Raw genomic sequence first — 12,225 nt, 5'->3', positions numbered from 1 at the left:
TAGCACACTGCCCTATGTAATCTTATAGCGTATCTAGACCCCAACTATTTTTATATAGTCTTTTGATTTGAGCCTTTACGCAACCTATTTAATATGCGCTTAATAGTTGAACGGGATAGGTTGAGCTCTATTTGAGTGATTTTTGGGTTCATTTTAATGAATTGCATGATATCGGGTTCATTTACTTTGAACCCGATTTTGTTATCATGATACTTAAAAACCCATCCTAGTGCTTACTAGAATGGGATCTTTGTCGTTAATAGTTTCCTGTATAGTTCTACGCCTTTGTATAGGATGTCTTCATCAAAGGTGAACTTATTTGAGTGTAATGGAATGGTGTCACCAGTACCTAAAAAGAAGAAGATAGATGGGGCTACGTTTCTGTAGTAACCAAAGTCTTCACTAATAAGCACAGGGCTATCTAGTTTATTGACTAGGTTATTTTTGTATAGGGTATGAAATAATTCTTCATTATTTAGTACAGGTGGATAGTGATGATTGACTTTGAAATTAACTTGCACCTTGTATTTTTTGATTGCATTATTCATGTTTTGTTCAATGATATTAACAATTTGATCAAATACCTTTGGATCATAATAGCGAATAGATCCTCGTACATGAGCTTGATCTGCAATAATATTGAAGGCTTGGCCAGAATGGAAAGTACCAAAGTGTAATAGGTGGAATGTATTGTTGTCAAAGGCTTTTTCTTCTTGTTCTAAAGACTTTTGTAGAATTTCAACACAAGCCGTTAATGCGTTGATTCCATTTTGAGGTTGGGCTGCATGACTTGCCTTTCCCTTTACCAGAATTTCAAACTCACATCCACCAGCCATCATTTCATGAGGGCGTGTATAAATTTTTCCTTTTTCTAGTTCTGGATAGATGTGTGTTCCGTAGATGGCGGCAATATTAAATTTATCGAAGAATTTAGATTCAATGATAGGTTTGGCGCCACCAGGTTTTTCTTCGCCTGGCTGAAATAACAATAAGACGTTGTAGTCGCTTTCCTTGGCGTATTTAGCTAATTCTAAAACCATGGCCATATGGCCGTCGTGTCCACAGGCGTGCATACATCCATTGGTGCTTTTGAATTCTAGGCCTGTATTTTCTTCCATAGGAAGTGCATCCATATCGGAACGGAATACGATTGTCTTTTCTTTCTTATTGTCAAAATAGGCGGTTACACTATTTTGGATGGGATGATCAATGGTGCAGTCATATAAGTCTAATACGTTTTCAATATATTGTGCTGTCTTTTGTGTGGTAAGTTCAATTTCTGGAATTTGGTGTAAATTTCTTCTGTTTTCAATGATTGTTGGCATAAAATTCTCCTTTTATTGGGTTTATTATACTAAATGTTAAATAAATTTAACATAGATTTAACATTGTAAAGATAGTATGAATTTCCATTTAAATTTATATTAAATACGAAAATATGAAAAGGTGGAAAATATGACAACAACAAATATATTGTCTTTATTGGGTGGATTAGCTTTATTCCTATATGGAATGCAGATGATGGGAAATGGTCTTGAAGCTGCGGCTGGAGATCGTTTAAAACAAATTTTAGAGAAATTAACTTCAAATCGATTTTTAGGCGTCATTGTAGGTGCACTTGTTACGGCGGTTATTCAAAGTTCGAGTGCAACAACAGTTATGGTTGTTGGATTTGTCAACGCACAGATGATGACGTTACAACAAGCCGTATGGATTATTATGGGGGCTAACGTGGGTACAACTATTACGGGTCAGTTGATTGCGTTAGATGTAAGTGCCATTGCTCCATTAGTTGCCTTTATGGGTGTGGCATTGATTATGTTTACAAAGAGTGCCAAGGCAACTGATATTGGACAGATCATTGCAGGTTTGGGTATTCTTTTTATTGGTATGAATATGATGAGTACAGCTATGATGCCATTAAGAGAATCAAAAGAATTTGTTGAATTAGTCACACACTTCTCAAATCCATTAGTAGGTATTTTGGTGGGTGCAGGATTTACGGCTTTGATTCAATCGAGTTCAGCTTCTGTAGGTATTTTACAAGCCCTAGCAGCCGGTGGTGTTATTGGTTTGGATGGAGCAGTATATGTATTGTTTGGACAGAATATTGGTACTTGTATTACGGCTGTTCTTGCCTCAATTGGAACAAGTCGTGAGGCTAAGCAGGCTACCGCCATTCACTTGAGTTTTAATATCATTGGTACAACGATTTTTACAATTGTATGTATGTTTACACCATTGGTATCTTGGGTTATTCATTTAACGCCATACAATGCGACTGCACAGATTGCGAATATGCATACTATATTTAATGTTTGTACAACAATCTTGTTGCTTCCATTTGGAACATACTTGGCTGAGTTTGCGCAACACATCTTACCAGTTGAAAATAAAGAAACAGAAGATGAGCGTTTATTGTTTTTGCAGCCACTACCTAAATCTAAGAAGATGATTGGTGGTGCAGCTATTTCAGTGAAACAAATCAATGATGAAACTATGCACATGTTAGAGCTTGCGTATGAGAATGTAAATCAGGCTTTTGATCAATTGTTGCAGTTTAGTGATAAGATAGATGAACAAATCTACAAAAGAGAGGATACAGTCAATTACTTGGATAAAGTCATTAGTGAATATATTAGTACGGCTTTGGCTACGCCAAACTTGAATGTGAATATTTCTCAAGCCTTGTCTAGCTATTATTTGATGTTAGTGGACATTGAGCGTATTAGTGATTATGCCGTGAATATGAATCATCAGGCGACAAAACGTCTTCAAGGAGATATGACAATTTCGGAAATTGAAATTGTAGAGCACATGAAGAAGTTATGTGTGGATATGAAGAATGATTTGGATGATGTAGAAGAGGCAGAACGTAAAGATGATGTGATTGATTCACTTGTATCTAGTTGGCGTGAAGCACAGATTCAAGCTTTAAAACAAAAGAAATGTTCAAGTGAAGTCAGTATGATGTTGTCACGTATTTTTACAGACTTTGAGCGTATTAATGACCACGCTTTAAATGTGTCTCAAGAACTTGACAAAATTACTTTTGAGATTCCTGATTAATAAGCAGTTTTTCTGCTTATTTTTTGTTATAATCTGTGTATGAATATTGAGAAGTTATTAAATACAATTATTGAAGCCGGAAAGATGTTAGTGGAGAGTGGTGCGGAAGTCAGCCGTGTCGAAGAAACAATGGTCAGAATGTGTCGTTGTTTTGAAGGCATTGAATATGCGGATAGCTATGTGACTTTAACGGGTATCATGTTTTCTTTGACGTATGACAATCAGACAATGACGCGTATTTGCAGGGTACATACGGGAGAGGTAGATTTGAATCGTATTGATCAAATTAATACGCTTTCTAGAAGGATTTGTTCAAATCCAATGTCAGTGGATGAGTTAGCTAGTGAATTGGATCGAATTAAGGGGATGTCTCGCTATACATTTAAAGAGACAATGCTTTTTGGTGCGGTTGGCGCTGCTGGATTTGGAATGTTCTTTAATGGGACTTTATTAGAAATTGTGATGTCCTTTTTTATTGGAATTTTGATTCGTTGTATCAGCTGTTTCTTGTCAAAACACAAACTAAATTCTTTCTTGAATAATGCGATATCGGCAGGATCTGCAGCACTAAGTGCGCAATTGATCCATCAAGTATTACCACAGACGAATGTGGATATTATGGTTATTTCTAGCTTTATGCTTCTAGTGCCTGGACTTGCGATTACCAATGCGATTCGTGATACGATTGCAGGAGATTATGTTTCTGGCGTCGCAAGAGCGGTAGATGCCTTTTTGTGTGCTATTGCCATTGCGGTAGGAGCTGGTTTTGTGATGTATTTTTGGATATAGGGGAATGAATTATGATATATGTGATTTTAAAAGCAGGAATCTCTTCATTCCTTGCTAGTTTAGGGTTTGGTTTCCTATTTAATATTAAAGGAAGAAATTTATGGTTTGCCGGAGTTGTAGGTGCCATTGGCGGTGTCTGTTACAAGGTGGGACTGTATTTAGATTGTTCTGAAATATTATCCAATTTCTATGGGGCTTTAGGTTTAGCCTTAGCTTCAGAAATATTGGCACGACAATGTAAGACGCCAGTCACAACATTTTTAGTTTGTGCATTGATTCCATTAGTTCCTGGAGGCGGTATGTATCGTACGATGCTTGCGGCCATTCGTGGGGATGCTCAAAACACACTAAATATGGGGCTTCAAACATTGAGTGTTGCGGGTGTTTTGGCTTTGGGAATCCTATTGGTTTCCACAATTATGCGTGTGTATTATCAGGAAAAGAGAAAATTTTTAGAAAAAACGTAAAAAAGTACTTGCAAAGATGAATATTTATGGTATTATATATGAGCGTCTTGGGGATATGGGCCTGTAGCTCAGGTGGTTAGAGCGCACCCCTGATAAGGGTGAGGTCGTTGGTTCAAGTCCATTCAGGCCCACCATGATTTCTTTAGACGCTTACTATAATGGGGTGTTAGCTCAGCTGGGAGAGCACCTGCCTTGCACGCAGGGGGTCATCGGTTCGATCCCGATACGCTCCACCATTTGTAAAATTTAAACTGCAGATGCAGTTTTTTTTTATACTTTTTTTATTCTATGTTATAATCATAAGTAATCGGATGATTAGAAAGCTGAGTAGATGTATGGAAAAAGAATTTTACGAAGAATTTGAAGATATGGAAGCCGGTATTGACCAAAAACAGGCTCTTGTCGAAGAATCAAAAAAAGTTGACGAAATTGAAGATTTCAACGAAGCTGTTCGCTTTGTGAATGATTTAAAGAAAAAATGGAGAAAGACTGGATTTGGTGAGTCTTTGGCAGAAGAAAAGTTAAGGGAAGAATTTGAGGCAAATGTTGAAAAGGTTTATGAGAAACAAAAGGCATTGGCTCAAAAGGTTGTAGAGGCTAAGGAAGCTTTGATTAAGGAAGCTGAAAAAACTTCTTTATCAGATGATTTTAAGAAGGCTACTGAAAAAATGACTTCTTTGATGGATGAATGGAAAGCTTCTGGAAATGCCGGAAAGAAAACGGATGATGAATTGTGGGAACGTTTCAATGCAGCTCGTCAGAAGTTCTATGATCGTAAACATGCTAACTGGGAAAATAGAGCGGTTCAGTTTGAAAATGCCAAAAAGGTAAAAGAAGATTTAATTGAAAAAGCTAAGTCTTTACAGGATTCTGAAGAATGGCAAAAAACAAGTGCTAAATATAAAGAATTGATGGATGCATGGAAAGCAGCTGGAAATGCAGGTCGTGAATTTGATGATGATTTATGGAATGCGTTTAATGAGGCTCGCCAAAAATTCTATGCGAAACGTAATGAATTCTATGAAAAATTGCATGTTGAACATGATGAAAAATATGCTGAAAAACAAGCTTTAGTTAAGGAAGCTAAATCAATTGCTGGTTTACAGGAATATACTCGTGAACAAACGGCAATGATGAAAGAATTGTCTAACAAATGGAAATCAATTGGTTTCTGTGGAAAAGATAAAGAAGACGAAATTTGGAATGAGTTCAGAGGAGTTATGGACGAATACTTTGCGGGTTTAAAATCGGCTAGTGAAAAGCGTCGTGCTAACTGGCGTGAACACATGTCAGAAATTATTTCTCGTAAAGAAGAACAAATCGCAAACCAAAAACGTCAAATCAAACGTCTTCAGGATGATATGACTGGTTTGGTAAGTGAAGCTACAGTAGCTGACTTACAGGATCAAGTAGAAGATAAAGAAGATTTTATCAAACAACTTGAACAAGAAATCGAAGATATTGAAAAGAAATTAGCAGAGTAGTTGATCTACTCTCTTTTTCTTGGGGTTTATTATATGAATTTTCATGAATGTATGAAGCTGTTTTATCCAGAGACAAAAATAATATTATATAATCAAAAAAATGAAGTTGTATTAGAAGGCCAAGTAAAGGATATTCGTAAAGAGTGTGAAAAATATCATAATGTAGAAGTTACCTTCGTATCGGGTAGAGCGGATACTACGGGACTTAAACTTTGGCTGGACTTGTAAACAAAAAGGGAAGAAAGTATGGATTGACTTTCTTCCTTTTCATTTCTAGTATTTCATATTGCTTTTAATCACATCGTGATCTTTTAATAGTTTTTCAATTACAGTACCCTTGATTGCCTTAAGAATTGGTTTTTTGAATACGTTTAAAGGTCCAAGGTTGATTTCAAGTGGCGATTTACCATCCATTAATTTAACGCTTGAATCTAATAATTCACGTACATCATATACGCTGCCCCAAACTTCTGGAACACCACGATCAACACCCAACAGTCCATATACAGCTTCCATTGCGGTACGTACTGAATATTCAGTTGTAAAGACTGTGTCTCTTGGTGTGTCGGCAAATTGTCCTAAGAAGGCGAAGTTTACGCATCCATCCGGAATTACGTCTGGACGATCACCTTTTGTACGTGGCATGAAGAAGGCAGTGATGTATGGCATCATTGTAGGTACGCATCGTGCTGAATTTGTAGCTAATTCTTCAATTTGATCCGTTGGAACACCCAAGTGATATAGCCATTCTTCCGTAATTTCTTTACCAGTACATTCTCTCATTGGCTTTTTAATGTAGTCACCATCAACATCTGTGAATAGTCCATATACCCAAACGCATACTTTGTTTGGATCTTGGTTCTTGAATTGTCCTTGACGATTGATTGTCCAGCTCATTAACCAGCTTGAATCTCTACAAGTGACAATACCTCCAGTAACTGTTTTTCCGCTGCGAGGATCACGCTTACAAACATTTGTGATATAAGGAATAATCTTATCATCTAATGTTGTGACTGTGGCAGATTCCCAGTTTGTCTTTGAAATGTCTGAACAGAATTTTTCTGGATGACCAAAGCTTGGATCTTGTTTTGCGATGTTTTTCCATAAGCTCCAGCATCCACTTGTTCTTACTTCAGCATCTCCATTAGGCGCATGGTCTTGATCGCCATAGATTGTTCCTTCTGTACAGCTTCCGTTTGTCACGAATACTAAATCGTTTTCAGTTAATACAATGCCGGTTTCGGTTCCGTTGACTTTGCATTCGATTGTCTTCGCAATTTTTTTGTCACCTACAAATTCAAACTCAACATTTGTGACTTCTGTATTGAATTGGAAGTCTACGCCATGAGCTTCTAGATATTTTTGCATAGGAAGAATCAATGATTCATATTGGTTGTATCTTGTGAATTTTAAGGCACTGAAATCAGAAAGTCCTGAAATGTGGTGAATGAATCTTTGGAAGTATAATTTCATTTCTAATGCAGAGTGCCAGTTTTCAAACGCAAACATACTTCTCCAATACATCCAGAATATTGAATCGAATACTTCTTCATCGAATACATCTTCAATTGTCTTATCATATAAGTCTTCGTCTGGTGTCATGAATAATTTTGCGATTTCCATGGCACCCTTTGTACTTAAGTCAAACTTACCATCTGTATGCGCATCTTTTCCCTGATTGATTGTGGCACGGCACAATGAGTAGTTAGGATCATGTTTATTTAACCAATAGTATTCGTCTAGAACGCTAGCCCCTTCAACTTCTAAGGAAGGAATGCTTCTGAATAAATCCCATAAACATTCGAAGTGGTTTTCCATTTCACGTCCACCTCTCATGACATATCCACGAGTTGGATCATAGATTCCATCACATGCACCTCCAGCAATATCCATTGCTTCTAATACGTGGATGTTTTTCCCTGGCATTTGTCCATCACGAACTAAGAAGCAAGCAGCCGCTAGTGCAGCAAGTCCACTACCTACGATATATGCATTCTTATTATCAACACCAGCTGGCTTTTCTGGGCGAGCAAATGCTTCGTAGTTTCCATTAGTGTAGTAAATACCTTTAGAATTCTTTTCGTATTTTCCTCTTTCTGTATTACGATATTCACTTGTAGATGTCTTTTCTTCTTCTTTCTTTTTATCGCTCACTTTTTTTGCGGTAAATAAAGCAGCACCTGTAGCTGCAGCAGTAAGTCCTGCAATGCCTAATTTTACAGTATTCTTTGACATATACATGTCCTCCTTTTTCTTTATGACTACATAATAGTGAGAATCAAAATAAAAAACCATAAACAAAAAAAGCAAGATGATAATTTTTTTATCATTTTGCTTCATTTGTAAAGTTTGAAATGGAATTTGCGATAGAACCATGCAAAGTATTGGCCATGTTATAGACGATTTCATTATAATCTTCATTCATGCCTTTGCCAATCCAGTCGAGCATAATGCCTACAAAGCTATATTTATAGAAATCGGCAATGAATTGGATTTGTTCTTCTGAAATGTTGGTGCCTTGAGCCTTTTCTCTAACAACCCCTAAAATAAGGTCGTGTACGGTTGTGAACAAAAATCTTTCGATACTGTCTTGTGTTGTAGCGTGATACACATTCAATATGAATGGCTTATTTTGAAGAACAGCTTCAAAAATGGATGTGAGACCTTCTTGCCAAGTGTCGTAGGTCTTATTTCCTTTTAGTGCATTTGTGGCATCATAAATACAAGACCATTCAACAAGGTCATAAATATCTTTAAAGTGATAGTAGAAAGACATTCTTGAAATGCCAACATCGTCCGTTAGATCTTTGATGGTAATCTTATCCAATGGTTTCTTTAATAAGAATCTTTTTAGGGATTGCTCTAGAGCAAGTTTAGTTAGGTTTGACATACAAAAATAATAATAAAAAAAGGGTCTCCCGTCAATTCTTAGGAGACCATGAACATTAAATTCTGAGTGGCTGTAACAAACAGAATTTTGCCTTGCCCTAGCTGTAATAGGGCCCTTTGAATATTGTAGATGTGCTTCTCTCAAACACATTTATACTATAATCTTATCATTCGTTAATTTAATCAAAACATTTTGTGAAATTTTGGGAAGTGATATAATACAAGAGTGAGGTATGGATACTATGTATATATCAGTAGATGAATCACAAATGGGTGTGTTTTTCTTGGATTGTTTTCGCTTTTGTATGAATGATATAGAATATGATATTATTCTGAATAAGCCGGATTTGGATACATATGAATATGAAATATGGAAGCGGACTAATAGGGAAATGTCTTTAATCACAATAGTGAGATTGTCGTTAGATGAATTTAAAGAATACTATTATGGGGATGAAAGAACGACAAATTATAGGATAATCAATAAAGTAATTGTTCCTTTAATTGAAAAAATGAGATAATAAAATACGCTTTATTTATCGTGTAATGTGATAGATAAGGCGCTTTTGTTTACAGAAAAATACTTTACGAATAAATTGTTTGGGTTTATACTTTTTAGTAGATAAATAACTTTCATAACTAAAAAGAACAAAAAATAATAAGGACATAAAACTAAGGAGATTTACTTATATGCAAAAGAGAACTACGAATTATTCATTCCAGAAGTTCGGGGATGTATTCTATTCTGTAAATCATAATGCAGGGCATTTGGTTGATTATGTTGAAAATGATTTTAAAATCACAAATAAAACGTTTGATTCATTTTATTATTCTAGCGATCCAGTATATTTGGATACGCGTAGTGGAATTATCATGTTAGTGGTGAGTAAAGATGGTAAAAAATTTGAGGAATATGTTATTCACCGTGTTGTTCGTTTAAAACCAGATATTTATTTTAATTATGTTTCTATCTCGAGAGAGAGTGTGCTTCAAATTCATTATTCGAGTCATGGAATGAATCAGAAGATGATGGAGACTCCATATTCGTATCAGCCTTTGGTTTCAAAGATGAATTTAAAAGAGATCTTTACATGTTTTTACCAGGTTCGTAAATCGAATTATACATTTCCTGGTGAGTCACATGATTATTATGAATTGACATATATTGATCATGGTACTTTGGATACGACGGTAGATGGTCATAGTTACAGATTGTCTAAATATGATTTGATTTTATATTATCCGGGACAGTTCCATACACAAAGTACAGATAGTCAGAGTACTTGTTCATATCTGACGATTACGTTTGATATGGATAATAAGTTGCCTGGCGATTTAAAGAATCGTGTTTTTCATACGCGAAAAGATATTTATCAAGTGTTGTCTGAATTTATGAAATCCATTCAGTCCGATGGTCATTTGAATTCAGAACTCGTACTATTGTATTTAAAACAGATTCTAATTCTTTTATATCAATTTGATGATGAGGTAGAGGAATCTACTTCTATAACGACGAATCCAATGCAAGAGCATTATGAGAGTACGTTGTTGAATGAAATTTTGGTTTTTGTCAATAATAATGTATATAAACAGTTTACAGTGGAAGATTTGTGTACGAAGTTCTCGATTTCGAGGTCAAGTCTACAGAATTTGTTTAAGTCAAATATTCATATTACGCCAAAACAATATATTTCCAATGTGAAATTGAATCAGGCTAAAATCATGATTCATGAGCATAATCAGACGATTTCAGAAATATCTGATATTTTAGGATTTACTTCCATTCACTACTTTTCTAGGAAGTTTAAATTGCAGTATGGGATTTCTCCAACGGATTATGCCAAGAGCATTTCTCAATAAGTCCAGAAATGGACTTTTTTTCTTGCGTTAATAGTGTATGATATGTACATGAAAAAGAATCAAATGTTAATGACGTCTGGAACCATTTGGAAACAAATGCTTCTGTTTGCGTTTCCTGTGTTTCTAGGCAATCTATTTCAACAACTATATAACACAGCGGACTCCTTGATTGTAGGAAACTATTTGGGCAGTTCAAGCCTTGCGGCCGTTACTTCTTGTGGTGAATTGATCTTTCTGTTAACCAGTTTGTTTCAAGGAATATCCGTAGGTGCAGGAGTGGTCATTGCACGCTACTTTGGTGCAAATGATAAAGAAAGAATGCAGAATGCGATTCATACACTTATGGCGTTTGGATTGATTTTTGGGATTGGTTTAACCGTTTTTGGATACTTGTTGGCACCTGTATTGTTAGGGTGGATGTCAACACCAAAAAATGTGATTCATTTATCCACTGCCTATCTACAAATTTATTTTTTAGGGTCTTTAGGAATGATTCTATACAATTCTTGTGTAGGTATTATGCAGTCGGTAGGCGATAGTAAACATCCATTATATTTCTTGATTATATCAAGTTGTGTAAATGTTGTATTGGACATCATATTTGTAGCAGGACTTCATATGAATGTAGAAGGGGCTGCCTTGGCTACGATTCTATCGCAGTTTTTAAGTGCTGCTCTTTGTTTGTATCTATTGATTCGGACAAATGAAAGTCATCAGGTACATCTTTCTAAGATTCATATACATGCTGATGTAGGTAAGGAAATATTGGAAATGGGGATTCCAACGGGAATTCAGAATAGTTTAATTTCAATATCAAATGTCGTTATACAATCGAATATCAATTCGTTTGGATCCTTGGCTATGGCTGGTATTGGTACTTATACAAAAATTGAGGGTTTTGCGTTTTTACCAATCACAAGTTTTATGATGGCCTTGACTACTTTTGTTTCTCAAAACAGAGGAGCTAAAGAATATGAAAGGGCTAGAAAAGGAGCCCATTTTGGACTTGTTTGTTCCGTCAGCTTAGCTGAAACCATAGGGGTATTGATTGCACTGTTTGCAGCACCATTAATGCGTTTGTTTGTGGATGATCCACAAGTTATACAGTATGGCGTAGAGCGTGCGCATTATGCGACAATTTTATTCTTCATGTTAGCGTATAGTCATGGTGTGTCGGCTGTACTTCGTGGAGTAGGAAAGTCTGTGGTTCCAATGGTTGTTATGCTTATGTGTTGGTGTCTTGTGCGAGTCACCTTATTAACAATGTTGAACATGCTATTCCATAACATTTTATTTGTATATTTGATTTATCCATTTACTTGGTCTTTATCAAGTATTGTATTTTTCTTATATTATAGAAAAATTAATTGGCAAGAATAAAAAAGAAACCATTCTAGTGTTGGCGTCTAGAATGGTTTCTTTTGTTTATTATTATTTTTAGGAGAGAGATATGAATATTGGTTTATTTCTATATTCATTGCCTTATCTTTAAGGCACTTATAGAATATCATCCCATGTTGTCATAATTTTAGTATAACTTTGGTAAATCTTGTGAAATCCGATTGAATTATGTGAAATTATCAAAATATGCATCTTTTTTGGAAAAGCCTCAATTTATTTCGTATATGAGATAGGGGTGATGAAATCACATGAATAAATCAAAAGAC

Annotated in this window: 11 protein-coding genes and 2 tRNA genes; 10 read left to right on the top strand and 3 right to left on the bottom strand. The window is 35.6% G+C overall.

Annotated features, from left to right (window positions below; translation table 11 throughout):
* Positions 1-236 precede the first annotated feature (236 nt).
* Positions 237-1,325 (bottom strand): M20 family metallopeptidase, encoded by a 1,089-nt coding sequence (locus tag NE544_RS10800; protein WP_256269330.1) that lies wholly within the window; start codon positions 1,323-1,325, stop codon positions 237-239.
* 130 nt (positions 1,326-1,455) lie between these two features.
* Between NE544_RS10800 and NE544_RS10795 the strand changes: the two genes are divergently transcribed.
* The 7 genes from NE544_RS10795 to NE544_RS10765 all read left to right on the top strand — a co-directional run bounded on the left by NE544_RS10795 (position 1,456) and on the right by NE544_RS10765 (position 6,037).
* Positions 1,456-3,069 (top strand): Na/Pi cotransporter family protein, encoded by a 1,614-nt coding sequence (locus tag NE544_RS10795; RefSeq protein ID WP_256269329.1) that lies wholly within the window; start codon positions 1,456-1,458, stop codon positions 3,067-3,069.
* Between the two features lie 39 nt (positions 3,070-3,108).
* Positions 3,109-3,858 carry a threonine/serine exporter family protein gene (locus tag NE544_RS10790; protein ID WP_256269328.1) on the top strand — a complete coding sequence of 250 codons (750 nt, stop codon included), beginning with the start codon at positions 3,109-3,111 and terminating at the stop codon, positions 3,856-3,858.
* Between the two features lie 11 nt (positions 3,859-3,869).
* Positions 3,870-4,325: a threonine/serine exporter family protein gene (locus tag NE544_RS10785; protein WP_256269327.1), complete on the top strand. Its 456-nt coding sequence runs from the start codon at positions 3,870-3,872 to the stop codon at positions 4,323-4,325.
* 57 nt (positions 4,326-4,382) lie between these two features.
* Positions 4,383-4,459 (top strand) — tRNA-Ile (locus tag NE544_RS10780).
* A 26-nt stretch (positions 4,460-4,485) separates the two neighbouring features.
* Positions 4,486-4,561, top strand: a tRNA-Ala gene (locus NE544_RS10775).
* Between the two features lie 99 nt (positions 4,562-4,660).
* Complete coding sequence (locus tag NE544_RS10770; RefSeq protein WP_117573723.1) at positions 4,661-5,809, top strand: DUF349 domain-containing protein; 1,149 nt, start codon at positions 4,661-4,663, stop codon at positions 5,807-5,809.
* A 33-nt stretch (positions 5,810-5,842) separates the two neighbouring features.
* On the top strand, positions 5,843-6,037 hold the full coding sequence (locus NE544_RS10765; protein ID WP_256269326.1) for a hypothetical protein: 195 nt from the start codon (positions 5,843-5,845) through the stop codon (positions 6,035-6,037).
* Between the two features lie 45 nt (positions 6,038-6,082).
* On the opposite strand, the gene NE544_RS10760 is transcribed toward NE544_RS10765, so the two are convergent.
* On the bottom strand, positions 6,083-8,044 hold the full coding sequence (locus NE544_RS10760; protein ID WP_256269325.1) for an oleate hydratase: 1,962 nt from the start codon (positions 8,042-8,044) through the stop codon (positions 6,083-6,085).
* A gap of 91 nt (positions 8,045-8,135) precedes the next feature.
* On the bottom strand, positions 8,136-8,699 hold the full coding sequence (locus tag NE544_RS10755) for a TetR/AcrR family transcriptional regulator (RefSeq protein ID WP_256269324.1): 564 nt from the start codon (positions 8,697-8,699) through the stop codon (positions 8,136-8,138).
* A 241-nt stretch (positions 8,700-8,940) separates the two neighbouring features.
* Between NE544_RS10755 and NE544_RS10750 the strand changes: the two genes are divergently transcribed.
* From NE544_RS10750 to NE544_RS10740, 3 genes are all read left to right on the top strand, one after another.
* A complete protein-coding gene (locus NE544_RS10750; protein ID WP_256269323.1) occupies positions 8,941-9,219 on the top strand; it encodes a hypothetical protein in 279 nt (92 codons plus the stop codon).
* A 169-nt stretch (positions 9,220-9,388) separates the two neighbouring features.
* The gene (locus NE544_RS10745) at positions 9,389-10,558 is read left to right on the top strand and encodes an AraC family transcriptional regulator (RefSeq protein ID WP_256269322.1); all 1,170 of its coding nucleotides are present in this window, start codon (positions 9,389-9,391) and stop codon (positions 10,556-10,558) included.
* Between the two features lie 33 nt (positions 10,559-10,591).
* A complete protein-coding gene (locus NE544_RS10740; protein WP_256269321.1) occupies positions 10,592-11,938 on the top strand; it encodes an MATE family efflux transporter in 1,347 nt (448 codons plus the stop codon).
* The last annotated feature ends 287 nt before the right edge of the window (positions 11,939-12,225 follow it).

This window comes from Holdemanella sp. MSK.7.32 (genome assembly GCF_024460475.1).
Classification (GTDB): domain Bacteria; phylum Bacillota_I; class Bacilli_A; order Erysipelotrichales; family Erysipelotrichaceae; genus Holdemanella.
The sequence above is the reverse complement of the archived record's forward strand: the minus strand, read 5'-3'. Positions and strand labels throughout refer to the sequence as shown.

Excerpts from the sequence above, each read along its gene's own strand:
- NE544_RS10800 (WP_256269330.1), bottom strand. The coding sequence starts at position 1,325 with ATGCCAACAATCATTGAAAACAGAAGAAATTTACACCAAATTCCAGAA.
- NE544_RS10795 (WP_256269329.1), top strand. The coding sequence starts at position 1,456 with ATGACAACAACAAATATATTGTCTTTATTGGGTGGATTAGCTTTATTC.
- NE544_RS10790 (WP_256269328.1), top strand. The coding sequence starts at position 3,109 with ATGAATATTGAGAAGTTATTAAATACAATTATTGAAGCCGGAAAGATG.
- NE544_RS10785 (WP_256269327.1), top strand. The coding sequence starts at position 3,870 with ATGATATATGTGATTTTAAAAGCAGGAATCTCTTCATTCCTTGCTAGT.
- NE544_RS10770 (WP_117573723.1), top strand. The coding sequence starts at position 4,661 with ATGGAAAAAGAATTTTACGAAGAATTTGAAGATATGGAAGCCGGTATT.
- NE544_RS10765 (WP_256269326.1), top strand. The coding sequence starts at position 5,843 with ATGAATTTTCATGAATGTATGAAGCTGTTTTATCCAGAGACAAAAATA.
- NE544_RS10760 (WP_256269325.1), bottom strand. The coding sequence starts at position 8,044 with ATGTCAAAGAATACTGTAAAATTAGGCATTGCAGGACTTACTGCTGCA.
- NE544_RS10755 (WP_256269324.1), bottom strand. The coding sequence starts at position 8,699 with ATGTCAAACCTAACTAAACTTGCTCTAGAGCAATCCCTAAAAAGATTC.
- NE544_RS10750 (WP_256269323.1), top strand. The coding sequence starts at position 8,941 with ATGTATATATCAGTAGATGAATCACAAATGGGTGTGTTTTTCTTGGAT.
- NE544_RS10745 (WP_256269322.1), top strand. The coding sequence starts at position 9,389 with ATGCAAAAGAGAACTACGAATTATTCATTCCAGAAGTTCGGGGATGTA.